The sequence below is a fragment of the Herbidospora sp. RD11066 genome, from assembly GCF_054661255.1.
In genome coordinates, this window is record NZ_BAAGDO010000003.1 from 377,245 (window position 1) to 401,116 (window position 23,872).

The window sequence follows — 23,872 nt, forward strand, 5'->3', positions numbered from 1 at the left end:
AAAGAGTCAAGCTCGCCTTAAGGAAGTGCATGAAACACCGCCGCTGGTGGCTCGCCGCCACCGCATCACTGCTTGTCCTGACGGGCGTCACCGCCGTCCCCGCCCAGGCCCACACCATCAACGCCACCGACTTCCAGCAGGTCACCCTCGCCAAGGGAGTCGCCGAGACCGGTGAGCCCATGTCGCTCGCGGTGCTGCCCGACCGCTCGGTGCTGCACACCGCCCGCAACGGCACCCTGCGCCGGACCGACGCCGCCGGGAACACCGCCGTCGTGGGCACGCTGCCGGTCTACACGCACGACGAAGAGGGACTCCAGGGCGTCGCCGTCGACCCCGGCTTCGCCACCAACCGCCACATCTACCTCTACTACGCGCCGCCGCTGAGCACCCCCTCCGGCGACGCCCCCGCCTCCGGAACCGCCGCCACGTGGACGACGTGGACCGGTGTGAACCGCCTGTCCCGGTTCACGCTCAACGCCGACTTCACCCTCAACACCGCCAGCCAGATCACCGTCCTGGACGTCCCCGCCAGCCGGGGCATGTGCTGCCACGTCGGCGGCGACATGGACTTCGACGCGGCCGGCAACCTCTACCTGTCGACGGGTGACGACACCAACCCGTTCGAGTCGTCCGGCTACTCGCCGCTCGACGAGCGGACCGAGCGCAACCCCGCCTACGACGCGCAGCGCAGCGCGGGCAACACCAACGACCTGCGCGGCAAGCTCCTGCGCATCAAGGTGAACGCCAACGGGACCTACTCGATCCCGTCGGGCAACCTGTTCGCGCCGGGGACCGCCAACACCCGTCCCGAGATCTACGCGATGGGGTTCCGGAACCCGTTCCGGATCAGCGTCGACAAGGCCACGGGCGTCGTCTACGTCGGTGACTACGGCCCCGACGCGGGTGCCACCAGCTCGACCAGGGGTCCTTCGGGCCAGGTCGAGTTCAACCGCGTCACGAGTGCCGGAAACTACGGCTGGCCCTACTGCACCGGGACGAACACCACCACCGAGACGTACAACGAGTGGAACTTCGCCACCAACGCGACCGGGCCGAAGTACAACTGCGCCGGACAGCCGACCAACAACTCCTTCCGCAACACCGGCCTCCAGACGCTGCCGCAGCCGCGACCGGCCTGGATCCGCTACGCCGGTGACGCCGGAACCCCGGCCGCGTTCGGCGGGGGCAGCGAGTCGCCGATGGGCGGCCCGGTCTACCGCTTCGACGCCGCGAACCCCTCGGCGACGAAGTGGCCGCAGAGCTTCGACGGCCAGTTCTTCGCCACCGAGTTCGGCCGCGGCTGGGTCAAGCCGATCCACGTGAACGCCGACGGCTCGGTCGGCACGATCGACACGTTCCCGTGGAACGGCAAGCAGGTCATGGACTCGGCGTTCGGCCCCGACGGCGCCTACTACGTCCTCGACTACGGCACCGGCTACTTCAACGGCGACGCCAACAGCGCCCTCTACCGGTACGACTACGTCGGCGGCGGCAACCGCGCCCCCACCGCCGTGGCCAGCTCCAACCGGACCTCCGGCGCGGCCCCGCTGGCCGTGACGTTCTCGTCGGCGGGCAGCAGCGACCCCGAGGGCGGCACGCTCACCTACTCGTGGGCCTTCGGTGACGGCACGACGTCGACGGCGGCCAACCCGACCAAGACGTACACGGCGAACGGCACCTACACCGCGACCCTGACCGTGCGCGACCCGCAGGGCGCGACCGGGACCTCCAGCGTCGTCATCAGCGTCGGCAACACCGCCCCGACCGTGACGATCAACCTGCCGGCCTCCGGCCAGCTCGTCTCGTTCGGCGAGAGCGTGCCGTGGAGCGTCACGGTCACCGACCCCGAGGACGGGGCGATCAACTGCTCCCGGGTGACGATGGCCTACGCGCTCGGCCACGACCAGCACGCCCACCAGATCACCTCGCAGACCGGCTGCGCCGGCACGATCACGATCCCGGTGGACGGTGAGCACGACGACGCGGCCAACATCTTCCCGATCTTCGACGCGTCCTACACCGACAACGGTGGCCTGAACGTGCACGCGCAGAACATCCTGCAGCCGAAGAAGCGCCAGGCCGAGCACTACAAGACGGCGCAGGGCGTGGCGCTGATGACGAAGGCCACCGCTGACGGCGGCCGGACCGTCGGTGACATCCACAACGGCGACTGGATCCAGTTCGACCCGTACAAGCTGAACAACGCGACGTCGTTCACGGCCAGGGTCTCCTCGGCCGGAATCGGCGGCACCCTCCAGTTCCGCACCGGCTCGCCCACCGGCACGATCATCGGCCAGGCGACCGTGGCCCCGACCGGCGGCTGGGAGACCTTCGCCAACGTCACCGGGACGATCTCAGGCGCCCCGGCAGGCACCACCTCGCTCTACCTGACCTTCGCCGGTACGGGCACCGGAGCGCTCTTCGACCTGGACACCTTCACCTTCGCGACCGGCACGCCGCCGACCGGGAACGGCCGGGTCACGGGCCTCGGTGGCAAGTGTCTCGACGTCAGAAGCGGCGCCACCGCCGACGGCACCCAGATCCAGATCTACACGTGCAACAACTCGGCGTCGCAGACCTGGACCCGCACCGGCCAGACCTTCCGGGCCCTCGGCAAGTGCCTCGACGTCTCCGGCGCCAGCACCGCCGACGGCGCCAAGATCCAGCTCTACACGTGCAACGGCACGGCGGCCCAGAACTGGACGACCCCGTCCGACGGCACGCTCCGCAACGTCGGATCGGGCAAGTGCGTCGGCGTCCTGGGCAGCAACACGGCGGACAGCACCGTCGTCCAGCAACAGACCTGCACCGCGGCCGCCAACCAGAAGTGGACGGTTTCCTGATGCGGAAAGCCCTCATCGCCGCCGGGGCGATAGCCCTGGCCGCCTGCACCCTGACGGCGTTACCGGCCCAAGCGGCCGACGCCCCCTATGACGTGCTCGTCTTCTCCAAGACGGCCGGTTTCCGGCACGACTCGATCGCGGTCGGCACCCAGGCCATCCGTGACCTGGGCGCGGCCAACAGCTTCACCGTGACCGCCACCGAGGACGCCGCCGCCTTCACCACCGGCAACCTCGCCCAGTACGAGACGGTCGTGTTCCTCAACACCACCGGCGACGTGCTGAACGCCACCCAGCAGACGGCGTTCGAGAGCTACATCCGCGGCGGCGGCGGTTACGTCGGCGTCCACGCGGCGGCCGACACCGAATACGCCTGGCCGTTCTACAACACCCTCGCGGGCGCCTACTTCGCCAGCCACCCGGCGATCCAGCAGGTGACGTCCAGGACCGAGAACCGCGCCCACCCGGCGACCTCGCACCTGGCGCAGTCGTGGGTCCGCACCGACGAGCTGTACAACTACCAGACCAACCCGCGCTCCACGGCGAGGGTCCTGGCCACGCTCGACGAGTCGACCTACTCGGGCGGCTCGATGGGCGGCGACCACCCGATCACGTGGTGCAAGGGCATCGACAGCGGCCGCTCGTTCTACACGGGCTTCGGCCACACCCAGTCGACCTACGCCGAGGCGGGCTTCCGCAGCCAGCTCCTCGGCGGCATCCGGTACGCCGCCAAGCGCGCCGACGCCGACTGCCGGGCGGAGACGGGCTACACGACCCTGTACAACGGCTCTACTACCGGCTGGTCGCAGTCGGGCCCGGGGAGTTTCTCCAACACCGACGCGACCCTGTCGTCCGTGGGCGGGATGGGCCTGTTCTGGTACAACGCCAAGCAGTATTCGTCCTACTCGCTGAAGGCCGACTGGCGCCTCACCGGCGACAGCAACTCGGGCATCTTCATCGGCTTCCCGAACCCCGGCGGCGACCCCAACATCGCCGTCAACCAGGGGTACGAGATCCAGATCGACGCCACCGACACCGCAGACCGGACCACCGGTTCGATCTACGGCTTCAAGTCGGCCGACATCGCCGCCCGGGACGCCAACCTGAACCCGCCGGGTGAGTGGAACACCTACGAACTGCTCGTCGAGGGCCAGCGCGTCCGCGTCTACCTGAACGGCGCCCTGATCAACGACTTCACCAACACGGTCGCGGCCAGGAACCTCGACGGCTACATCGGCCTCCAGAACCACGGCACCGGCGACAACGCGTCGTTCCGGAACGTCCGGATCAAGGAACTGGGCACCCAGCCGCCCCAGATCTGCGGCCCGACGACCCAGGCCGAGACCTACACCTCGGTGAGCGGCGCCGCCCCCTTCACCAAGGCCGGCGCCAACAACGGCCAGACCCTGGGCAACATCGAGCCCGGCGACTGGGCCGGCTACAACAACATCAACGTGGCCGGCGTGACGGGCTTCAAGGCCCGGGTGGTCTCCGGCGGCCCCGGCGGCCAGATCCAGATCCGCACCGGCTCCCAGACCGGGACGATCCTGGGCACGGTCGCCGTCCCGAACACCGGCAGCTGGGACACCTTCACCGACGTCCTCACGTCGCTGAGCGGCGTCCCCAACGGAACGGCCAACATCTTCCTGACCTTCACCGGAACGGGAACCGGCCTGTTCGACGTCGACGACTTCACCATGATCAGGTCCTGTACGCCCACCGTCACCAACCTGGCCCTGAACAAGACCGCCACGGCATCGAGCGTGGAAGCCGCCCAGTACCCGGCCTCCGCCGCGGTCGACGCCTCGGCCACCACCCGCTGGGCCAGCGCCTTCGCCGACCCGCAGTGGATCCAGGTGGACCTGGGCCAGACGTACACGATCAACCGGGTGCGCCTCCTGTGGGAAGCGGCCTACGGCTCGGCGTACCAGATCCAGACCTCCCCCAACGGCTCGACGTGGACCACGGTCCGCACCGTGACCGGCGGCAACGGCGGCGAGGACGACAACACGGGCCTCAACAACTCGGCCCGCTACGTCCGCATCTACGGCACGACCCGAGGCACCGCCTGGGGCTACAGCCTCTTCCAGTTCGAGGTATACGGCAGCTAACTGAACGGTGATCGGGGTGCCGGTCCGACCGGCACCCCGGTTCCCTGACGTTGCCTACTCGTGTGGCCATACATGAGGTTGGTAGCATGGTGTCAGATCGTGTTTCGCGCAGATTTCATGCGCCAAAACACAGGTGACACCCGTCAGGCAGGTGGTCTAGATGCTGATCCGGTTCCGGCTGGCCAACCATCGGTCGATCCGCGACGACCACGAACTGTCGCTGATCGCCACCGAGTTCGACGAGGGCACGGCACGTGCGACCGGTCTCAAGCACCGAGGGCAAGATGTCTCAGTTCAGCCCGTAGTAGGGATCTTCGGGGCCAATGCATCGGGCAAATCCAACCTGCTGAGCGGGTTCAAGCTCATGCGCGACGCGGTGCGGAACTCCTTCGCCGACTGGGCCAAAGCACCGGATATGGTGCCCCGGGAACCGTTCAAGCTCGATCCGGCGTCCCGCGAGGAGACGAGCCTGTTTGAGGTTGACTTCACGCTGGGCCAGGATCCCGTTCGCTACACCTACGGTTTCGAACTATCGGACAAACGAGTGGAGGCGGAATGGCTACACGCCTATCCGCACGGCCGCCGGAATGTCTGGTTCGACCGGGAAGCGGGCCGGGCGGAGTCAGAAGGTGGAGAGTTCATCTTCAAGGGAGAGGGTTTCAAAGGGGAACGCGAACCGCTGGTCAAGCTAACGCGGCCAAATGCTTTGTTCCTGTCGGTCGGCGCAGCGCTCAACGATCCCCAGTTGTCGGCGATCCATGGATGGTTCATCCGTTCCCTGTCCCCTCTGATGGCACCAGGAAAGAACGTGTCCGTCCTGGCCGAGTGGACCCGGAAACTGCTGACCAACCCAGATTATGAGGGGTTCTTCCGGGAGCGGATCACACAGCTGCTGGGATCGGCTGACCTCGGAATCACCCGTCTCGATGTTGATCCCGAGACCGGCGAGATCAGGCTGTGGCACCGCACACCAGACGACGGGGAAGTGCCACTTGACTTTCTAACGGAAGAATCGCTGGGCACGCACGTGTGGTTCGGCTTTCTGGGGCCCATGCTCACCGCGCTTCATGGGGGATCCGTCCTATTGGTAGACGAGCTGGATTCGAGCCTGCACCCAGCCCTCGCGGCCGAGGTCGTACGCGTCTTCCAGAGCCCGGACGTCAATCCGTACGGCGCCCAACTGATTTTCACCACGCACGACGCGACCCTTCTTGGTAATGAGGTCCTCGATCGCCCGGTCGGCCGTGACCAGGTGTGGATGACTGCGAAAAATCGCTCCGGGGAAACCGAGCTCTATCCGCTTACGGCCGCAAAGCCACGTAAAGAGGAGAACCTCGAACGCGGTTATCTCCGTGGCCGCTATGGCGGAGTGCCCCGGGTGACCGCAGGTGAGATCGCCCGCGAGATCTCCCGGCCAGGAACAGAGGCGGCAACATGAGTGGGAAGCGAAGAAGGCGCGGAAGCCTCGATGACGAACGCCCTTTGGTCCCGCGACACAACCCTCGCTCTCGTGCGGTGACGGTTCTGTACGTCGCCTGTGAAGGCGAATCCACGGAGCCCGACTATCTCCACTACCTGAACGAGCAGTTCGGCGAGGGCGACCAAAACAGCCAGCCTTTTCGGATCCAGCCGGTCTACCGCCGCAACGGCCGAACACCTTGCGAGGTCGTCGCAGCCGTGAGCGAGGCCGCCCGCGAAGACGAAGCATGGGCGCTCTTCGACCGCGACCAGTGGAACGACATCCCTCAAGCGATCAAGGACGCCGCCGATTCGAGGATCGAACTCGCCTTCTCCCATCCGTCCTTCGACCTGTGGCTGCTCCTGCACTTTCAGGCATTCGGAGGGGCGCAGAGCGGCAGCAGCAAGGTCGTGGTCGAGAAACTACGCCAGGCCAAAGAGGCGGAGGCCTTCGGCGACTTCGACAAGAAAGGCGACAAGAGCATCAAAGGGGCGCGGCGTAACGCCCTGAAGGGTCGCGAGGACCAAGCGGTGGCGCATGCCCGCAACCTCGTCACCTCCTGCGCCCACGGGCTCTGCAAGCCCGGCCAGGCGAAGATCGGGCCGGTCGGCGACGACACCCCCCGGTCACCCACCCAGTGGGCGGCCCGTTCCGGGCACGCGCCGGACTGCCCCGTTCTTCAGCGCGACCCGTCCACCGATGTGTGGCGTCTGCTGGTCCGCCTGGGAATCGTGCGACTCTGACCCCCCGTTAGGTAACCCCAGGTCAGTGGGTACGCCAGAAGAAGTTCGCGGCTTTTGTCACAACCTCGGAGGCTGTCCTGTCTTAGCTGACGACCGGGCCGCACACGCTCCCGGCATCGAGAGAAGGGGCCAATATGAAGATCGTCGTCATCGGCGGGACCGGGCTCATCGGGTCGAGGCTGATCGAGAAGCTGACCGAGCAGGGCCACGAGGCCGTCGCCGCCGCCCCCAGCACCGGAGTCAACACGCTCACAGGTGAGGGGCTGGCCGAGGTGCTCAAGGGGGCCCAGGTCGTCGTGGACGTCTCCAACTCGCCCTCCTTCGAGCGCGACGCCGTCTGGGACTTCTTCACCACGTCCACGACCAACCTCCTCGCGGCCGAGAAGGACGCCGGGGTCGGGCATCACGTCGCCGTGTCGGTCGTGGGGACCGAGAAGCTGCCCGACAACGGCTACTTCCGGGCGAAGATCGCGCAGGAGGAGCTGATCGAGAAGTCGGGGATCCCCTACTCGCTCGTCCACGCCACCCAGTTCTTCGAGTTCGTCAAGGCCATCGCCGCCGAGGGCGCGCAGGGTGACGAGGTGCACGTCGCGCCCGTCAGTTTCCAGCCGATCGCCGGGGTCGAGGTGTCCGAGAACGTCGGCAAGGTCGCGGTGGGGGCGCCGCTGAACGGGCGGCTGGAGATCGCCGGGCCGGAGCGGTTCCAGATGGACGAGTTCTTCCGCGGCGCCCTCCGGGCCCTCGGCGACCCGAGGACGGTCGTGGCCGACGTCCACGCCCGCTACTTCGGCAGTGAGCTGGAGCAGGGGACGCTCGTGCCGGGTGACGGCGCGACGCTCGGCCGGATCGGCTACCACGACTGGCTGAAGACCAACCAGGGGAAGTGATCACATGTCGGAAGCCTGGAAGACCGCGCTGACCGTGCTCCAGGAGGTCGAGCCTCCCTTCGTTCCCGACGGGGCCCACGCGATGACCATCGTCATCGAATATCCGCCGGGTGACCCGGGCACCCCTCCGCACCGCCACTCGGGGCCGGCCTTCGGCTATGTCGTGGAGGGGGAGATGCGGTTCGAGCTGCAGGGGCAGCCGGTGCGGGTGGTGAAGGCGGGGGAGGTCTTCTGGGAGCCGGGCGGCGACGTCATCCACTTCCAGGACGGCAACGCGCGCGACGACGTGCCGGTGAAGTTCACCGTCACCATGTTCTGCGCGCCGGGCACGCCGATGCTGACCTTCGTCGAGGAGGAGGAGCTCAAGCGCCTGGGATGGTCGCGGTGAAACCCACGATCGTCCTGGTCCATGGGGCGTTCGAGGAGTCGGCGGTCTGGAAGCGGGTGATCCACCGGCTTCTGGGCCACGACCTGCCCGTCGTCGCCGTGGCGAACCCGCTGCGGAGTCTCGACGGCGACGCCGGATACGTCCACGACGTGATCGGCGGCATCGCCGGGCCGGTCGTCCTGGTCGGCCATTCCTTCGGGGGAATGGTGATCAGTCAGGCCGTCCACTCGCGGGTCGGGGCTCTGGTGTACGTGTCCGCCTTCGCCCCCGAACCCGGCGAGAGCGCCCTGGCGCTGGCGGAGAAGTTCGCGGGCGGCAACCTGGGTGAGGTGCTGGTCGCCTACCCGGTCGCCACCGGCGGCAGCGAATACCGGATCGACCCCGCCCTGTTCCACCAGCGGTTCTGCCACGACATCGACCCCGAGTCGGCGGCGCTGATGGCGGTGATGCAGCGCCCGGTCGCCCAGCGCGCGCTGAGCGACATGACCACCAGGGCGGCCTGGCACGACACGCCTTCGTGGTTCGTGTACGGCGACTACGACCGGACCGTCCCGGTCGAGGCCCTGCGTTACATGGCCGACCGGGCCCGGCCGATGGGGATCAGGGAGATCCCCGGCGCCTCGCACTCGATCACCGTCTCCTGGCCCGACACCGTGACGCGGAGCATCCTCGACGCCGTCGAGCACGTGCGGTGAGCTGAGGTACGTGGACTCACTGGAGAACGCCGCATCGGTCTTCACCGAGCTCCGGCCGCGCCTGTTCGGCATCGCCTACCGCATGCTGGGCAGCGCGGCCGAGTCGGAAGACGTCGTCCAGGAGGTCTGGCTGCGCTGGCAGGCCACCGACCGGGAGGCCGTGGAGAGCCCACCGGCCTTCCTGGCCACGATCGCCACGAGGTTGTCGATCAACGTGGCGCGGTCGGCGCGGGTGCGTCGCGAGTCGTACGTCGGGCCGTGGCTGCCCGAGCCGGTCGACACCAGCATGGATCCCACGTTGGGGGCCGAGCGCGGGGAGGCGCTGGAGTTCGCGTTCCTGCTGCTGCTCGAACGGCTGTCGCCGACCGAGCGGGCCGCGTATGTGCTGCGGGAGGCGTTCGTCTATCCGTACGAGCAGATCGCGGAGATCATCCAGGTCAGCGCGGCCAACGCGCGCCAGCTCGTGAGCCGGGCCCGCAAACGGCTGGCCTCCGGGCGCCGCGAGCCGATCGACAGGTCCGCGCATCGGCGGCTGCTCGAGACCTTCCTGGACGCGGCCCAGTCGGGTGACGTCCACGCCCTGGAGAGCCTGTTCGCCGACGACGTCGTCAGCCTCACCGACGGGAACGGTGTCCTGGGCGCGGCCAGGATCGTGCTGACGGGGGTCCCGCGGGTGACCAAGTTCGTGACCGCGTTCGCGCCGAGGTTCTGGCCGGGCGTGACGATCACCTATGTCGAGGCCAACGGCCTGCCCGCCGCCCTCGTGAGCAAGGGCGGCGCCGACGTCGCCCTGCTCACCCTCGACGCCTCCCCCGACGGCATCCACCACCTGCTGTGGGTGATGAGCCCGGACAAGCTCGCCGGATACGAGCGCTCCAGAAAGCCGACATGACCGAATCGCTGGCCGAGATGCTCGACGAACGGCGGCACCTGCTCGACGTCGCGACGTGGCTGTTCGGCTCGGAGACGGCCGCCGACCAGATCGTCACGGAGACCTACCGCCGCTGGTACGCCCTCCCCGACCCCGACCGGGCGGCGATCACCCTGCCCAGGGCGTGGCTGACCAGGGTGGCCGGAGGCATCTGCCTGGAGCTCCTGGCTACGGGGGCGCTGCCCGGCGAGCCCACTCCCGCGCCCGCGCCACCGCCCAGGCCCCGGTCGGACCACGCGATGCCCACCGACCACGTCGCCCGCCGCTTCGCCGCCGCCTGTTCGGCGGGCGACTCGGCGGCCCTGCGGTCAGTGCTGTCGGCGGATGCGCTCGTGGTCAGCGACGGCGGAGGCAAGATCCGCGCCCCGCTGCGCCCCACCCATGGCGCCGACGCGGTCGCCCTGTTCCTGTCGCGTCTGCTGGACGGGATCGACGTCTGCGTCGAACCGGTGAACGGGCGGACCGGGCTGGTGCTCCGCCAAGGTGGGCGGGCCGTGGCGGTGGTGAGCGTCAGCGTCGCGGCGGCCGAGGTGACGGCGGTCTGGATCGTGATGAACCCCGACAAGCTGGCGGGCTGGCCGGATCAACCTCTGGGACGGTAAGCCCCTCTGACGGCCTCCGCCGGGTCGGCGAGGAGGGCGGCGAAGCCGAGTTCGGCGCCGCCGACCAGGGTGGTGTCGTCGCCGAGGGCGGCGATGCGGAGTTCGACGCGTTCGCGGGACACCGGCAGGACGTTGGCCGCGATCCGGGCGCGCACCTGGTCGGCCGAGCCCCGGTAGACGTCGCGGAGCATGCCGCCGAAAACGACCACACCCGGGTTGAACAGGTTGATCAGGTTGGCCACCCCGACCCCGAGCCAGTCGCCGACGCGGGCCAGCGCCTCGCGGGCGGTCTGGTCGCCGCGCTCCGCGGCGTGGACGACCGAGGCGACGGCATCGCGGCCGACGCTGCCGTGGGGCCATCCGGCCAGGTCGAGCAGGGCACTCTCGCCGACCTCCGCCTCCAGGCACCCGCGCGACCCGCACAGGCACGGCCGTCCGTCGAAGGGGTTGACGACCATGTGCCCGGCCTCGGCGGCGTAGCCGTCGTTCCCGTCGAGCCGCCTGCCGTCGATGATCACGCCGCCGCCGACGCCGACGTCTCCGTGCAGGTAGATGAGGTTGCTGAAGCCGATCCCGGCGCCGCGCTGGTTCTCCGCGACCGCGCCGAGGTGGGCCTCGTTGCCGACCCGCACGGGCAGGTCCATCGGCAGCCGGCGCTCCAGCTCCGGTCCGAAGGCTTGGTCGACCCACCCGGTTTTGGGGCCGTAACGCACGGTTCCATCCTGCGGCCGGATCATCCCGCAGAACGACGCCCCCACCCCGACACAGACGGCGTCGTCCGGGACGTCGCGGAGCAACTGGCGGGCGAACTCGGCCAGCGTCCCGACGACGTCGTCGAGGTCGGGGTGACGACGCTGCCGCACCGCCGCCCGCCGGTCGAGGATGACTCCCCCGAGCCCGACCCGGGCGGCCAGCAGCCAGTCGACCGCCACGTCGAAGGCGAGCACGAAGACCTTCCCGGTCTCCGGGCTGACCACCAGGGAGGGCCGCCCGGCCTTGGAGGTGTCGTCGGGCAGCTCTTCCCTGACGAGCCCGAGGGCGGCGAGCTCGGCGGTCAACGCCATGATCGTGCTGCGGTTCAGCCCGAACTCCTCGGTCAGCGCCGCCCGCGACGTCGGCCCGTTGAGGTGGATGTGCCGCAGCAGCGCCCCCAGGTTCTTCATGACCTGAGTTCAGCAGATCTTGTAGTCGTCCCGCGAGGAGTTGTAGGCGCAGGAGTCGACCAGCTTGCCCGAGGCGTTGCGCAGATAGGCCGTGTCGGAGGCCTGGTTCCAGATGTAGGCGAAGGTCCCGCCGCCGCTCCGCCCCCAGTAGCGGTTGGTGGCGGTGTCCTTGCCGACGCCGGTCCGCAGCGTGACCGTCTTGCCGGGCTTGAGGGTGAACGCGGCGAACGTGTAGATGTGGTCGGGCGCCTTGGTGGCGTCCCGCACGGTCCAGCCCTTGAGGCTGACCGCCTTCTTGGTGACGTTCTTGAGCTGGATGTACTCGCCGTTCAGGCTGGCGTTCGCGCCGTTGTCGGGCGAGCCGGGCGAGTCATAGAAAATCTTGGTGATCTGTACGGCCGGAGCCTTCGCCTGGGCCGGCTGGGAGAGCGCCGCGACGGATAACAGGGCGACGAGGATCACGCGCATGTGGAACGCTCCAAGACACGGGGGAACTTGCCGGGTTTCGAATGATATGGACAAGCGACCTGTGCGCCTAGAGTGATTCCATGAAGATCGCGACCAACGACCCGGTCACCCGCGAAGAGCTGCTCGCATTCCTCCGCCCGCGCCACCACGCGATCGTCGTCACCGCACGCCGGGACGGCCGTCCGCAGGCGTCCCCGGTGTCGTGCGGCGTCGACACCGAGGGCCGGATCGTGATCTCGACCTATCCCGAACGCGCGAAGGCGAACAACGCCCGCCGCAACGAACAGGTCAGCGTGATCGTCCTGTCGGACGACTGGGACGGCCCGTGGGTCCAGGTCGACGGCGACGCCGAGGTCCTGGACCTGCCGGAGGCGCTGGAGCCGCTGGTGGAGTACTTCCGCTGCATCTCGGGCGAGCACCCCGACTGGGATGAATACCGGGCCGCGATGGTCCGCCAGGGCAAGTCCCTGCTGCGCATCACCCCGACCCGCTGGGGCCCGGTGGCGACGGGCGGCTTCCCCGCCCGGCTGGCCTGAACACGATCAACCTGGCGGCCGAGGTTTCCTCAGCTGACGGCCTTCTCCAACTGAGCCTTGCTCATGCTGGAGCGGCCTTTGATGTTGCGTTTCCTGGCTTCGGCGTACAGTTGAGCCTTGGTTCTGCCCGCCGCGCCCGAGTGGGAGCGCAGGCCGCCGCGCCGGGACGACGAGATGTCGTCGAGTGAGGTCCGGCTCGCGGTCTTGGACTCTCCAGCTCTGGCCCGCTCCTTGTTGACCGTGCGGGCCGCGATCTCGGTGGCCCTGCGGTCGGTCTCGCCGCGGTCCTTGGCGCTTTCCTTGATGTGCTCGTATTGGCGTTCCCGCTTGGGACTGGATCCTCTGGGCATCGTGTCCCGTCCTCTCACCGATTGGCCGGTCACCCGTCCCCTTTCCGGATCGCGCCGCCCGTAACGCCGAGATTGTCGGTGGCCCCTGACACGATCTTGGACATGTCGCCCGATAATCTCCTGGCTTCCTACCAGTGGCTCTGCGTGCCCGAGACCAAGGGCGGCGGCCGGTTGGGGTCGATCTTCGCCGTCGCCTGGTTCCGCGGCCTCACCCCGAGGGAGCTGGCCCTCCGCATCAGCCGGGGAACCGACCCCGGCCACGAGTCCGGCTTCGCGGGCCTCGACGAGAAGGCGTCCGAGCCTCGCCCATGGCCCGACAGCGGCGGCAGCCACGTGGGCATCGTGCAGTCGGGCGAATGGTCGGTCGCGATCGAGCCCGGCGGATGGACCGTGGAGGCCGACCAGAGCTTGTCGGAGGGCTGCGAGATGGTGGCCGTCAACCGCCACGACTACGCCGAACACCATTTCACGTACGCGATCAACGGCCTCGTCGTCACCACCTACATCCTGCACAGCCCTTACAAACGCCACGGCACCGACCCCGACCGCCTCAACGCCCAGATGCGGGAACTCGGCATGGGCCTGGCGAAGCCGACGACCGACGCCGCCTGGGACGAAGCGTGGGACGCCAACTATCCGACGGCCATCCCGAGGGGCTTCGCCCTTGCGGCGAAGGTGACCGGCGTCCCGTTCACCCCCGGCCTGCTGGACGCCCCGATGCTCGTGGCGCCCATCGTGAACCGGTGAAGGCCCGCCCAGGTGGGCGGGCCTCTTCAGCCGATCAGTGGTGGACGGCCGGGGCGCCGTCGCCGTGGTTGTCGGCCCGCGCCGGGAGGATGAGCGCGGTGATGATCACGGCGATCGACATGGCCGCGCTGACGATGAACGCCAGGCGCATGCCGTCGAGCAGGGCGAGCTGCTCGGTCGCGCCCGCCACCCGCGACGACTCGGTGCGTGCGCTCATGACCGTGATCACGAGAGCGGTGCCGACGGCGCCCGCCACCTGCTGGAGGGTGCCCAGGATCGAGCTCGCGTGTGAGTAGAGCGGGGAGGTGACCGCGCCCAGGCCCAGGGTGAACACGGGGGTGAAGATGCCGGCCAGGCCGACCATCAGCAGGGCGTGGAGGCCGAGGAGCTGCCAGTAGGGCATCGACATGGTGATCTGGGTGAAGCCCGCCAGCGACAGGGTGATCGCGACCGCTCCCGGGATCACGAGCACGCGTCCGCCGAAGCGGTCGAACAGGCGTCCGACGGTCGGGCCGAGCAGGCCCATCGCGAGGCCGCCGGGCATCACCAGCAGGCCCGCCTGAAGGGGCGTCAGGTGGCGGATCTCCTGGAGGTACATCGGCAGCAGCACCATCGAGCCGAGCATCGCCATGAAGGCGATCGACATCAGGATCAGCGAGACCGTGTAGGTGCGGAAGCCGAGAGTACGCAGGTCGAGCAGCGGAGTGCCACTCTTCTGGAGCCGCAGCTGGCGGAACACGAAGATCGCGATCAGCACCACACCGCCGCCGACGATCCCGCCCGCGACCGTGGCGTCGGCGGCCTCGAACTGGCTGAGGCCGTAGACCAGACCGCCGAAACCGGCGGCGGCGGTGAGCGCGCTGAACCAGTCGATGGTGCCGGGCTTGGTCTCGCCGACGTTCTTGAGCTGCCTCAGGCCGAAGTAGGTGATGAGACCGGCGATCGGCAGCACGACGGCGAACAGCAGCCGCCACGACCCGAACTGGAGGATCACACCGGAGACGGTCGGGCCCATCGCGGGGGCGACCGAGATGGCGAGGGACACGTTGCCCATCACCCGGCCACGCTCCGACTCGGGGACGACCTGCATGAGCGTCGTCATCAGCAGCGGCATCATGATCGCCGTGCCGGACGCCTGGATGATCCGGGCCGCCAGCAGCACCTCGAAGGCCGGGGCCAGCGCCGCCAGGGCCGTACCGAACAGGAAGAGCCCCATCGCGGTCGTGTAGGCCGTGCGGGTGGTCACCCGCTGGAGGAACCAGCCGGTGATCGGGATGACGGCGGCCATCGTGAGCATGAAGGCGGTCGAGAGCCACTGCGCGGTCGACGCGGTGATCTCCAGAGCCTTCATCAGCTCGGGGATAGCGTTGATCATGATGGTCTCGTTGAGGATGACCACGAACGTGGCCAGCACCAGCAACCGGATGACCGGCGGGGTGCGACGAGACGGTTCGGTCACGGACTTGGCGGGTGGGTCGAGCTGGTCGAGCTGTGGGCTGGACACGGCACCTCGAAGATCAGGGGATCGAACAAATTTGCGGTCATGACCAGGATGGCCCGCACCACCGACAAAACTCGTCGCGCCCATTCAGAATTCCGGCACCCGATACGAAATGTCACCTGGTTTTCACGCAGGTGATCCACCCCGACCCACTTCCGCGCAGGTGAACCGCCGCCCTCAGCAGGGGACTGTGACGCGCGACACCTTTTCGCTCAGCGGCGGCAGACCGTCGGCGAGGCCGATCCCCACCAGCGCGGTGGAGTCGGTCACCGTGCCCTTCGGCGTCGTGACGACGAACTCACGGTCCTTCCGCATCTCCTCGGCGTTCTTCCTGGCCTCCTCGGGCGTGTCGCCGAACTTCACCATGGTGGCGATCGCCTCCTCGATCTGTTCCGGGGTTCGCGCCGGCACCTTCTCGATCTTCTTCCGATCCTTCGTGGCGACCGTGCGGCTGCCCAGGAACCGGTAGGTGTCCCGATCGAAGATCAGTTCCGACCGGAGGCCGTCGTACCGGAAGGCGACCGCGATCCCCGGCCGGCCCAGGGAGTCGACCGCGTCGTCCACGAGCGTGATGCCCTTCAGTTCGGCGGCCAGCCGATAGAGCGCCGCAGTCAGGTCGGGCCGGAACGCCGACTGCCGGATCAGCCCTTCGAGCTCGCCCCACATGCGTTCACCTGCGGGGATGGCCGTCGCCTTGGCGGCCTCGCGTTCGACGAGAGGCCGAAGTTTGGCCGGGTCGGTCGGCCAATGGGCCAGTTGCGCCGTCGTGAGGACGTCCGCCGAGCCGGTGTCGCATGAGGTGGTGTAGACGACGTCGTCGACACCCCGGTCGAGCTTCGGATCCAGGCCCCTTTCCCGGAGCAGCCAGGGCCTGCCCGCTCCGGCGGACTCCCATCGTTCCTCCTGGTAGGGGACGAAGATCTGTTGCGAAGTGTCAAGCCGGGTGATCATCCGGGTGGTGCGCAGCTCGGTGTGGATGTACTGGTCGGGTCTCGGGGTCAGGTCCGGCTGTTCCGCGGCCGCCAGGGCCGCGCGTTCCAGCAGGTCGGCCGCGTTCGCGGGCGGTCCGTTGCCGGTCAGGCCGCCACCGATCTGTACGGCCACCACCGCCCCCGCCACCAGCACGGCCCCCCGCAACGACCAGACCCGGGTTCGCCGCCGGCCCCTCGTCATCTCCGTCATCAGCCGGGCCCGCGACCCGGCCAGGTCCTGCCGCGTCGCCTCGGGAACCTCGTCCCACAGCCGCTCGACCTCGGTCATCTCGTTCATTCGCCGCTTCCCTCCAGTTCGGTACGCACCTTCGACCGGGCCCGGTTGAGCCGCGAGCGCACCGTCCCCACCGGAATGCCGAGCGCCCGTGCCACCTCCTCGTAGGTCAGCTCCGCCCAGGCCACCAGCAACAGGACATCCCGGTCACCCGCCCGCAGCCCGGCCAGCGCCGCGACCAGAGGCCGGTTGACGGCCAGGGTCGCGACGTTCTCCTCGACCAGGGCCTCCGGCGCGGGGTGGGCCTCCGACCGGGCGTGGGCGCGCAGGCGCGCCAGCTCCGAGCGGCGGCGTTTGCCGATGACGTTGGAGGCGATTCCGTACAGCCACGGTCTGGCCCCCGGATGGCGCAGGTCGTAGCGGCGGCGGTGCTGGAAGGCGGCGAGGAAGGTCTCCGAGACGACGTCCTCGGCCTGGTCGGCGCCCAGCCGACGCACCACATAGCGGTGCAATTGGGCGGCGTACCGGTCGAAGAGGTCGGCGAAGACCTCCGGTTCCTCCAGCGATCGGCGGATCAGCTCCGCGTCGCCGGTCTCGACAGCCGTTTCCGTTTCGGTCACACCCGTACTTACCGGCTGCCGCGCGGAAGGTTCACGCGTCCCGGAGGCGGTGGGCGACCACGGCCGCGGCCAGCAGAACGGGGGCCCAGATCGCGAGAGTGACCGCGTCGGCCTCGATCCGGGCCAGCGGCGCCGCCGCGAAGAGGCAGCCGAGCAGCAGGGTCACCGCCGCGAGCGTGTTCCTGGTCAGAGCACCGACGGCGGCGCTGATCAGGGTCAGCAGGGTCAGGTAGGGCGTCACCTCCCAGGGCATGGTCCACGTTCCGAGCACCGCCGTCACGATCAGCTCCCCGGACAGGGCCACGACCAGGGCCGCCGGGATCGACACCAGCGCCAGGGCGGCGTATTTGGCCGTGAGCTGGTGGATCCGGCGCGGCATCACGGTCAGCGTGGTCCTGATCTGCCCGCCCGTGTATTCGGAGCACGCCGCCAGCACGCCGAACACCACGAACCCGGCCCGGGAGTAGGCCACCGGCGTGTCACCCACCGCGATCACGAAGGTGAGCAGCACGTTGACCAGCAGGGTCACCCCGAGAGTCCACCACGTCGCCGGGAGCGAGACCAGCTTCGACAGCTCGGCCCTGATCACGCGTCCCTCCGGCCGAACGCGATCCCGGCCAGCACCAGCACCACGGCGACCCAGCCCGACATGACCAGGAACCCGAGCAGCGGGCTGATCTCCACCGTGCTGTCGTTGGGCTCGACGAACATCCGCGCCCCGGCCAGGTCGGGCGCGAAGCCGAACACCGGGAAAGCCTTGCTGAGCAGGAACGTCACGCTCACCAGCGACGTGTTGACCAGGAGCACCACCAGCGGCACGATCCCGTGCCGGACCAGCAGCGTGATCCCGAACGCCAGCAGAGCCGTGTACGTCCAATAACAGACCACCCCCGCCAGGCGCCCCCATTCGACCGACGACCCCACTGCGAAGGCCATCGCGCCCGCCGAGGCGACGACCGCGAGCAGCGCCGCCACCAGGGCGACCGCGCCCGCCTTGGCCGCCAGGAAGCGCAGCCGCGACGGCACGGCCAGGAGGCTGGTCGTGATCTGCCGGCCGCCGCCCGCATCGGCGCCCTCGGTGAAGTACTCGCTGCCGACGGCCACCACCCCGAGGATGATCACCCCCATCACCCCGAACGCCAGCTCCTGGTAGCCGCGATCGGGCCCGATCCCCCGGGACGTGGTCGAGTTCAGCGCGGTGATCGCCGTCGGCACCGCCACCGCGATCGCTGAAGCGAGCCACACCGACCAGAGCGAGGCCAGCTTCGACAGTTCCGCCCTCATCGGGACACCAGCGCGAAGAACGCCTCCTCCAGGTTCCGATGGTCCCCGGTGACCTCGGCGAGCGTCCCCTGCGCGACGATCCGCCCGCGGTCGATGACCACGACGTCGTCGACGGTCTCGGCGAGCTCCCCCATGAGGTGGCTGGAGAGCAGGACGGTCCGCCCCGACTGGGCACGTTCGCGGAGAAAGGTGCGGATGAACCGGATGCCTTCGGGGTCGAGCCCGTTGAGAGGTTCGTCCAGGACCAGAACAGAGGGATCGCCGAGCAGCGCCGTGGCGAGTGCGAGCCGCCGCCCCATGCCGAGCGAGTAGCCGCCGACCCGCTTCGACCCGGCGTCGGCCAGCCCGACCAGCTCCAGCACCTCGTCGATGCGCCCGAGAGGGATCTTCCCGGCACGGGCCACCCAGCGCAGATGCGCCCGGCCGGTCCGCGACCGGTGGGCGCCCGACCCGTCGAGCACCGCCCCGACCGTCCGGACCGGATCGGGCAGGGCCGCATATGGTACGCCGTCGACCAGCGCCGTCCCCGCCTGGGCCCGGTCCAGGCCCAGCAGGATCCGCAGCGTGGAGCTCTTGCCCGCCCCGTTCGGCCCGAGGAAGCCGGTGACCCGGCCGGGCCGGGCCTGGAAGCCGACCCCGGACAGGATCTCCTTGGTGCCCCGCCGCCTGACGAGACCGTCGATGGTAATCACGCCGCCCAGTGAACCGAGATACGCGAAGGACCACATCGGACCCTGGTCCGATGTGTCATGCCCGGAGGGGTTCCTAGACTGCGAACGTGGTGGCGATTCCGAAACGCGAGCGGCGAGTGTGGCCTCCGATCGCCGCCGTGTACATCCTCCTGCTGCTGGTCCTGCTCTCCGCCGGTGGCGAGGGCCCCGGCGTGGTCGTGGTGCCCGCCGTCATCGCGGCGCTCACCCTGGCCACCACGGCCTGGGCTCTTGTTCGTGGACGCCGCCAGCGCGCCGCCTACGAAGCCCAGCTCACCGCGTGGGCGGGCGAGCGCGCGGCCCAGGCCGAGAGGCTCCGCATCGCCCGTGACCTGCACGACATCGTCTCCCACGGCCTCGGCCTGATCACCGTCCGGGCGACCACGGCCCGCTACGTCCACGACGACCCGGAAGCGGCCCTGGCCGACATCGAGCACATCGGCCGCGAGACCACCACGGAACTGCGCCGCATGCTCAATGTCCTGCGCGACAACGACGCCGCCGCACCACTGCGCCCGACCGAGAAGCTCGGCGACCTGCCCGACATCGTCGCCCGCTCGGGCCTGCGGGTCACCCTCGACGTCGCGGACCTGGGCGAGATCAGCGCGGGCGCGCAACTGGCCGTCTGCGCGGTCGTCCGCGAGGCCCTCAACAACACCGCCCGCCACGCCGGCCCGACAACGGCGGCCGTGGAGGTCCACCGCGACGGCGACGGGATCGTCGTGGAGGTCCGCGACGACGGCCCGGTCGACGGCTGGGTCGCCCACCGGGGCGCCGGTCGCGGCCTCGAAGGCCTGCGCGAACGCGTCCCGATGCTGACCGCCGGACCTTTCGGGAACGGCTTCCGGGTCACCGCCCGCATCCCCGAGGCGACGTGACCATCCGCGTCGTCATCGCCGACGACCAGCCGCTGCTCCGCCACAGCCTGGCCGCAGTCATCGACGCCGACCCCGACATGACGATGGCGGGCGAGGCCGGAACCGGCGACGAGGCGATCCGCGTCTGCGCCGCACAGGCCCCCGACGTGGTCTTGATGGACATCCGCATGCCCGGCATGGACGGCATCGCCTCCACCCGCCACATCATGAAGGCTCACCCGTCCATCAAGATCATCGTCTTGACGATGTTCGAACTCGACGAGTACGTCCGCGCCGCCCTCCAGGCCGGAGCCGCCGGTTTCCTGCTCAAGGACGCCCACCCCGACCGCCTGCTCGACGCCATCCGCCGCGTCCACCAGGGCGAATCACTACTGGCCCCGAGCGTCATGGAACGCCTGATCGAGGCGTACGTGAGCCGCCCCACCCCCGCCAGGACCGTGGGTTCCCTCACCGAACGGGAAACGGAGGTCCTCACCCTGGTCGGCCACGGCCTGTCCAACGACGAGATCGCCGCCCGCCTCACGATCTCCATCAAAACCGTCAAAACCCACATCGGCCACCTACTGAGCAAACTCCACGCCCGCGACCGCGCCCATCTGGTCATCGCCGCCTACGAGAGCGACCTCGTGCGCTGAACCGCGGCCGGGTGAAACGTACATCCTTCTGACCTCTGGCCTGTCTCTTCGTGGTTGACCTTGTCAGGCTTGTTAAGAGAAAGTTTCCAGCTCGGAGCGAAATTTTCGACGGCAGCCGGAGGTCTCTCCATGATCTTAAGAATCCTGCTGGCCACCACGGTCGCGATGACGACGCTGGTGGCACCCGCGCAGGCCCACGACGTCTCGTCCGGTTCGTACATCAAGACCAGCCCCGGCCAGGGACGGTTTCCGCTGGTCGCGGGCGGTAAGGCGGCGACACTGCATGTCAGCCAGGCCGACTACGCCGGCGTGGTCAGAGCCGTCGGTGATCTTCAGACGGACGTCCAGAAGGTCACCGGGGTCAAGCCCTCGATCTCCACGGCCGCACCCTCGAAAGGCGAGGTCGTCATCGTCGGGACGCTCGGGCGCAGCCCCCTCATCGACGGGCTCGTCGCCAGGGGCAAGCTCGACGTCTCCGGCATCCGGGGCAAGTGGGAGACCACGATCGAGCAGGTCGTGAAGGATCCGCTACCCGGGGTCCGCAGCGCCTTCGTGATCGCCGGCAGTGATCAGCGAGGGACGATCTTCGGGGTGTACGACGTCTCGAAGGAGATCGGCGTCTCACCCTGGTACTGGTGGGATGACGTGCCCGTACAGAAGAAGAATTCCCTCTATGTCGAACCGGGCAGGCACACCCAGGGCACCCCGGCGGTCAAGTTTCGCGGGTTCTTCATCAACGACGAGAACCCGGCGCTCGGGACCTGGGGGCCGGAGCACTTCGGGCCCGGACTCGCCCCGAATCATCCGGGCGGGTTCAACCGGCACCTCTACTCGCGGGTCTTCGAGACCATGCTCCGGCTGAAGGCCAACTATCTGTGGCCGGCCGTCTGGGGGCGCGCGTTCGCCGAGGACGACCCCGCCAACCATGCCACCGCGACCGCCTACGGCGTCATCATGGGCACCTCGCACGAGGCGCCGATGATGCGCGGCATCGAAGAGTGGAACCGGCACGCCGTGGCGGGGACCAGCGACCCCTACGGCGGCAACGGCGACTGGAGTTTCCGGCGCAACCGGAACGCCGTCACCGAATACTGGCGTGACGGCATCCAGCGGATGAAGACCGAGAACTTCGAGGGCGTGGTCACCCTCGGCATGCGCGGCAACGGCGACGTCAGCCTCCCGGACGGTGACGGCATCGATCTGATGACCGACATCGTGAACACCCAGCGGGAGATCCTGGCCAGTGAGTCGATGACGCACGTGCCGCAGGTGTGGACGCTCTACAAGGAGGTCCAGCGCTACTGGGACCGGGGCATGCGGGTGCCGGACGACGTCACGGTCGTCTTCACCGACGACAACTGGGGCAACATGCGCAAGCTGCCCGACCAGAGCATGCCGCCCCGGGCCGGGGGCTACGGCCTCTACTACCACTACGACTACGTCGGCGGCGGGCGCAACTACAAGTGGGTCGACACCAACCAGCTGCCGAACGTCTGGGAGCAGCTCAACCTGTCGTACACCTATGGGGTCGACCGGCTCTGGGTGGTGAACGTCGGCGACCTCAAGAACGAGGAGCTGCCGACCCAGTTCTTCCTCGACTACGCGTGGAACCCGTCGAAGTGGCCGCTGGAGAAGCTGCCCGAGTGGGAGCGGCAGTTCGCCGCGCAGAACTTCGGGACCGCGAAGGCCGAGGAGATCGCCGACGTCCTGCACGACTACGCCGACCTCCAGTCGCGCCGCAAGCCCGAGCTGCTCAACCGGCTGATCAGCGTCGACCCGTCGAAGGACCTGTCGACCGACTCGACGGCGGTGGTGTACGACGACCAGGCGAGCCCGTACAGCCTGACCAACTACCGGGAGGCCGAACGGGTGACCGCCGAGTGGGCGGCGCTGTCGGCGCGGGCCGTCGCGATCGAGCGGAAGCTGCCACGGGAGGCCCACGACGCCTACTTCCAGCTCGTGCTCTACCAGACGAAGGCGACCGCCAACCTCTACGCGCTGCGGCTGGCCCAGTTCACCAACATCCGCTACGCCGCGCAGGGCCGGGCCGCGACCAACGACCTCGCGGACGTCGCCGAGGCCCGATTCGCCGACGACCAGGCCATGAACGCCCACTACAACAACGAACTGGCGGGCGGTAAGTGGAAGAACTGGCAGCTCCAGCCCAAGATCGGCTACGGCGACATCGCCCGCTACGGCCCCAACGCGCCCTGGCAGCAGCCCGAGCTCAACAACGTTGCCCTGCCGGACGCGATCTATCCGGCGCTGAAGCGCATCACCGTCCCGGCCGTCGCCGAGATGGGCGTGGACACCGAATCGCTGGCTGAGTTCAGTCCGTACCAGAGCCAGCCCGAGCAGTACATCGAGGTCTACAACAAGGGCAGCGTCCCCTTCAATTACGAGATCCGGCCGTCGGTGCCGTGGCTGCGCGCCGACAACTCCAAGGGGCGCCTCGACAAGCAGGTCCGCAGCACCCTGAAGGTCGACTGGTCGCGGGCGCCGCGCGGGACGACGGAGGTGCCGATCACCGTCACCGGCCCGGGCGGGTCGAGCGTCGTGGTCAAGGCCGTCGTGAAGAACCCGTCGGGGCAGGTGAAGGGCTTCGTCGAGGCCAACGGGTACGTCTCCCTCGACGCCACCCGCACCACCAGAACGGTCGGTTCGTGGAAGAACATCACCGACATCGGCCTCACCCCGTGGCCGCCCACGACGCCCCGGCAGACCCCCGGCGGCAACAGCCCGCGCCTGGAGTACAAGATCCACCTGACCACGACCGGACCGGTCAAGGTCTGGGCCTACCTGTCGCCCCGCAACAACGTCCTGCCTGGTGACGGCCTCAAATACGCCGTCTCCATCGACGACGCCGCACCCCAGATGGTCGACATCATCGCGGCGACCGGTTCTGACGACACCCGCATGAACAAGCAGTGGGAGCGCAACACGTCCGACAACGTCAACCGCACCGCGACCACGCACACCATCACCACACCCGGCACCCACACGCTCAAGTTCTGGATGGTCGACCCGACGGTGATCGTCCAGAAGATCGTCGTGGACACCGGCGGCCTGCTGACCAGCTACCTGGGCCCGCCCCCGAGCCGCCTTCTCTGATCACCGC

22 protein-coding genes and 1 pseudogene are annotated in these 23,872 nt (G+C 68.8%); 14 read left to right on the forward strand and 9 right to left on the reverse strand.

What is annotated here, in order from left to right; all coding sequences use genetic code 11:
• Positions 1–29 precede the first annotated feature (29 nt).
• From ACYQ78_RS13210 to ACYQ78_RS13250, 9 genes are all read left to right on the forward strand, one after another.
• Positions 30–2,843 (forward strand): PQQ-dependent sugar dehydrogenase, encoded by a 2,814-nt coding sequence (locus ACYQ78_RS13210; protein WP_459801093.1) that lies wholly within the window; start codon positions 30–32, stop codon positions 2,841–2,843.
• Positions 2,843–4,951, forward strand: a complete 2,109-nt coding sequence (locus ACYQ78_RS13215) for a ThuA domain-containing protein (protein ID WP_459801094.1) — start codon at positions 2,843–2,845, stop codon at positions 4,949–4,951. The genes ACYQ78_RS13210 and ACYQ78_RS13215 overlap by 1 nt, the downstream gene beginning before the upstream one ends.
• A gap of 160 nt (positions 4,952–5,111) precedes the next feature.
• Entirely contained in the window at positions 5,112–6,389 is a 1,278-nt protein-coding gene (locus ACYQ78_RS13220) for an AAA family ATPase (protein WP_459801095.1), read from the forward strand.
• Between the two features lie 77 nt (positions 6,390–6,466).
• Positions 6,467–7,153 (forward strand): RloB family protein, encoded by a 687-nt coding sequence (locus tag ACYQ78_RS13225; RefSeq protein ID WP_459801096.1) that lies wholly within the window; start codon positions 6,467–6,469, stop codon positions 7,151–7,153.
• A 134-nt stretch (positions 7,154–7,287) separates the two neighbouring features.
• The gene (locus tag ACYQ78_RS13230; protein WP_459801097.1) at positions 7,288–8,040 is read left to right on the forward strand and encodes an SDR family oxidoreductase; all 753 of its coding nucleotides are present in this window, start codon (positions 7,288–7,290) and stop codon (positions 8,038–8,040) included.
• A 4-nt stretch (positions 8,041–8,044) separates the two neighbouring features.
• On the forward strand, positions 8,045–8,428 hold the full coding sequence (locus ACYQ78_RS13235; protein ID WP_459801098.1) for a cupin domain-containing protein: 384 nt from the start codon (positions 8,045–8,047) through the stop codon (positions 8,426–8,428).
• Complete coding sequence (locus ACYQ78_RS13240) at positions 8,425–9,123, forward strand: alpha/beta fold hydrolase (protein ID WP_459801099.1); 699 nt, start codon at positions 8,425–8,427, stop codon at positions 9,121–9,123. The genes ACYQ78_RS13235 and ACYQ78_RS13240 overlap by 4 nt, the downstream gene beginning before the upstream one ends.
• A gap of 10 nt (positions 9,124–9,133) precedes the next feature.
• On the forward strand, positions 9,134–10,015 hold the full coding sequence (locus tag ACYQ78_RS13245) for an RNA polymerase sigma-70 factor (protein ID WP_459801100.1): 882 nt from the start codon (positions 9,134–9,136) through the stop codon (positions 10,013–10,015).
• Positions 10,012–10,656 (forward strand): sigma-70 family RNA polymerase sigma factor family protein, encoded by a 645-nt coding sequence (locus ACYQ78_RS13250; RefSeq protein WP_459801101.1) that lies wholly within the window; start codon positions 10,012–10,014, stop codon positions 10,654–10,656. The genes ACYQ78_RS13245 and ACYQ78_RS13250 overlap by 4 nt, the downstream gene beginning before the upstream one ends.
• Here the strand turns inward: ACYQ78_RS13250 and ACYQ78_RS13255 are convergent.
• Positions 10,638–11,819 carry an ROK family protein gene (locus ACYQ78_RS13255; protein ID WP_459801102.1) on the reverse strand — a complete coding sequence of 394 codons (1,182 nt, stop codon included), beginning with the start codon at positions 11,817–11,819 and terminating at the stop codon, positions 10,638–10,640. The two genes, ACYQ78_RS13250 and ACYQ78_RS13255, sit on opposite strands and share 19 nt — an antisense overlap.
• Before the next feature lie 9 nt (positions 11,820–11,828).
• Entirely contained in the window at positions 11,829–12,287 is a 459-nt protein-coding gene (locus tag ACYQ78_RS13260) for a lamin tail domain-containing protein (RefSeq protein ID WP_459801103.1), read from the reverse strand.
• An 80-nt stretch (positions 12,288–12,367) separates the two neighbouring features.
• Here ACYQ78_RS13260 and ACYQ78_RS13265 point away from each other — a divergent pair, with 80 nt between their 5' ends.
• Entirely contained in the window at positions 12,368–12,823 is a 456-nt protein-coding gene (locus ACYQ78_RS13265) for a PPOX class F420-dependent oxidoreductase (RefSeq protein WP_459801104.1), read from the forward strand.
• Positions 12,824–12,852: 29 nt separating this feature from the next.
• Here the strand turns inward: ACYQ78_RS13265 and ACYQ78_RS13270 are convergent, their stop codons facing one another.
• Entirely contained in the window at positions 12,853–13,173 is a 321-nt protein-coding gene (locus tag ACYQ78_RS13270; protein WP_459801105.1) for a hypothetical protein, read from the reverse strand.
• A 102-nt stretch (positions 13,174–13,275) separates the two neighbouring features.
• Here ACYQ78_RS13270 and ACYQ78_RS13275 point away from each other — a divergent pair, with 102 nt between their 5' ends.
• Positions 13,276–13,920 (forward strand): DUF6461 domain-containing protein, encoded by a 645-nt coding sequence (locus ACYQ78_RS13275; RefSeq protein WP_459801106.1) that lies wholly within the window; start codon positions 13,276–13,278, stop codon positions 13,918–13,920.
• 34 nt (positions 13,921–13,954) lie between these two features.
• Here the strand turns inward: ACYQ78_RS13275 and ACYQ78_RS13280 are convergent, their stop codons facing one another.
• From ACYQ78_RS13280 to ACYQ78_RS13305, 6 genes are all read right to left on the reverse strand, one after another.
• Positions 13,955–15,424, reverse strand: coding sequence for an MDR family MFS transporter (locus ACYQ78_RS13280; protein ID WP_459801107.1), 1,470 nt, complete (start codon positions 15,422–15,424; stop codon positions 13,955–13,957).
• 174 nt (positions 15,425–15,598) lie between these two features.
• A complete protein-coding gene (locus ACYQ78_RS13285; RefSeq protein ID WP_459801108.1) occupies positions 15,599–16,690 on the reverse strand; it encodes a CU044_5270 family protein in 1,092 nt (363 codons plus the stop codon).
• Positions 16,687–17,247 carry an RNA polymerase sigma factor gene (locus tag ACYQ78_RS13290; protein ID WP_459801109.1) on the reverse strand — a complete coding sequence of 187 codons (561 nt, stop codon included), beginning with the start codon at positions 17,245–17,247 and terminating at the stop codon, positions 16,687–16,689. Before ACYQ78_RS13290 ends, ACYQ78_RS13285 begins: the two co-directional genes overlap by 4 nt.
• A gap of 31 nt (positions 17,248–17,278) precedes the next feature.
• The gene (locus tag ACYQ78_RS13295; protein WP_459801110.1) at positions 17,279–17,836 is read right to left on the reverse strand and encodes a hypothetical protein; all 558 of its coding nucleotides are present in this window, start codon (positions 17,834–17,836) and stop codon (positions 17,279–17,281) included.
• A complete protein-coding gene (locus tag ACYQ78_RS13300; RefSeq protein WP_459801111.1) occupies positions 17,833–18,531 on the reverse strand; it encodes an ABC transporter permease in 699 nt (232 codons plus the stop codon). Before ACYQ78_RS13300 ends, ACYQ78_RS13295 begins: the two co-directional genes overlap by 4 nt.
• Positions 18,528–19,223, reverse strand: a complete 696-nt coding sequence (locus ACYQ78_RS13305; RefSeq protein WP_459801112.1) for an ABC transporter ATP-binding protein — start codon at positions 19,221–19,223, stop codon at positions 18,528–18,530. Before ACYQ78_RS13305 ends, ACYQ78_RS13300 begins: the two co-directional genes overlap by 4 nt.
• A 200-nt stretch (positions 19,224–19,423) precedes the next feature.
• Between ACYQ78_RS13305 and ACYQ78_RS13310 the strand changes: the two are divergent.
• The 3 genes and pseudogenes from ACYQ78_RS13310 to ACYQ78_RS13320 all read left to right on the forward strand — a co-directional run.
• Positions 19,424–19,723 (forward strand): annotated as a pseudogene (locus ACYQ78_RS13310) (histidine kinase); the annotation flags it as partial.
• Between the two features lie 392 nt (positions 19,724–20,115).
• Positions 20,116–20,754 carry a response regulator gene (locus ACYQ78_RS13315; RefSeq protein ID WP_459801113.1) on the forward strand — a complete coding sequence of 213 codons (639 nt, stop codon included), beginning with the start codon at positions 20,116–20,118 and terminating at the stop codon, positions 20,752–20,754.
• Positions 20,755–20,883: 129 nt separating this feature from the next.
• Positions 20,884–23,865: a glycosyl hydrolase 115 family protein gene (locus ACYQ78_RS13320; RefSeq protein WP_459801114.1), complete on the forward strand. Its 2,982-nt coding sequence runs from the start codon at positions 20,884–20,886 to the stop codon at positions 23,863–23,865.
• The last annotated feature ends 7 nt before the right edge of the window (positions 23,866–23,872 follow it).

What these genes read in the sequence shown, in the direction of transcription:
- ACYQ78_RS13320 (WP_459801114.1), top strand. Translation starts at nt 20,884, where the DNA reads ATGATCTTAAGAATCCTGCTGGCCACCACGGTCGCGATGACGACGCTG.
- ACYQ78_RS13250 (WP_459801101.1), top strand. Translation starts at nt 10,012, where the DNA reads ATGACCGAATCGCTGGCCGAGATGCTCGACGAACGGCGGCACCTGCTC.
- ACYQ78_RS13215 (WP_459801094.1), top strand. Translation starts at nt 2,843, where the DNA reads ATGCGGAAAGCCCTCATCGCCGCCGGGGCGATAGCCCTGGCCGCCTGC.
- ACYQ78_RS13275 (WP_459801106.1), top strand. Translation starts at nt 13,276, where the DNA reads ATGTCGCCCGATAATCTCCTGGCTTCCTACCAGTGGCTCTGCGTGCCC.
- ACYQ78_RS13260 (WP_459801103.1), bottom strand. Translation starts at nt 12,287, where the DNA reads ATGCGCGTGATCCTCGTCGCCCTGTTATCCGTCGCGGCGCTCTCCCAG.
- ACYQ78_RS13235 (WP_459801098.1), top strand. Translation starts at nt 8,045, where the DNA reads ATGTCGGAAGCCTGGAAGACCGCGCTGACCGTGCTCCAGGAGGTCGAG.
- ACYQ78_RS13300 (WP_459801111.1), bottom strand. Translation starts at nt 18,531, where the DNA reads ATGAGGGCGGAACTGTCGAAGCTGGCCTCGCTCTGGTCGGTGTGGCTC.
- ACYQ78_RS13220 (WP_459801095.1), top strand. Translation starts at nt 5,112, where the DNA reads ATGCTGATCCGGTTCCGGCTGGCCAACCATCGGTCGATCCGCGACGAC.
- ACYQ78_RS13255 (WP_459801102.1), bottom strand. Translation starts at nt 11,819, where the DNA reads ATGAAGAACCTGGGGGCGCTGCTGCGGCACATCCACCTCAACGGGCCG.
- ACYQ78_RS13265 (WP_459801104.1), top strand. Translation starts at nt 12,368, where the DNA reads ATGAAGATCGCGACCAACGACCCGGTCACCCGCGAAGAGCTGCTCGCA.
- ACYQ78_RS13210 (WP_459801093.1), top strand. Translation starts at nt 30, where the DNA reads ATGAAACACCGCCGCTGGTGGCTCGCCGCCACCGCATCACTGCTTGTC.
- ACYQ78_RS13270 (WP_459801105.1), bottom strand. Translation starts at nt 13,173, where the DNA reads ATGCCCAGAGGATCCAGTCCCAAGCGGGAACGCCAATACGAGCACATC.
- ACYQ78_RS13285 (WP_459801108.1), bottom strand. Translation starts at nt 16,690, where the DNA reads ATGAACGAGATGACCGAGGTCGAGCGGCTGTGGGACGAGGTTCCCGAG.
- ACYQ78_RS13230 (WP_459801097.1), top strand. Translation starts at nt 7,288, where the DNA reads ATGAAGATCGTCGTCATCGGCGGGACCGGGCTCATCGGGTCGAGGCTG.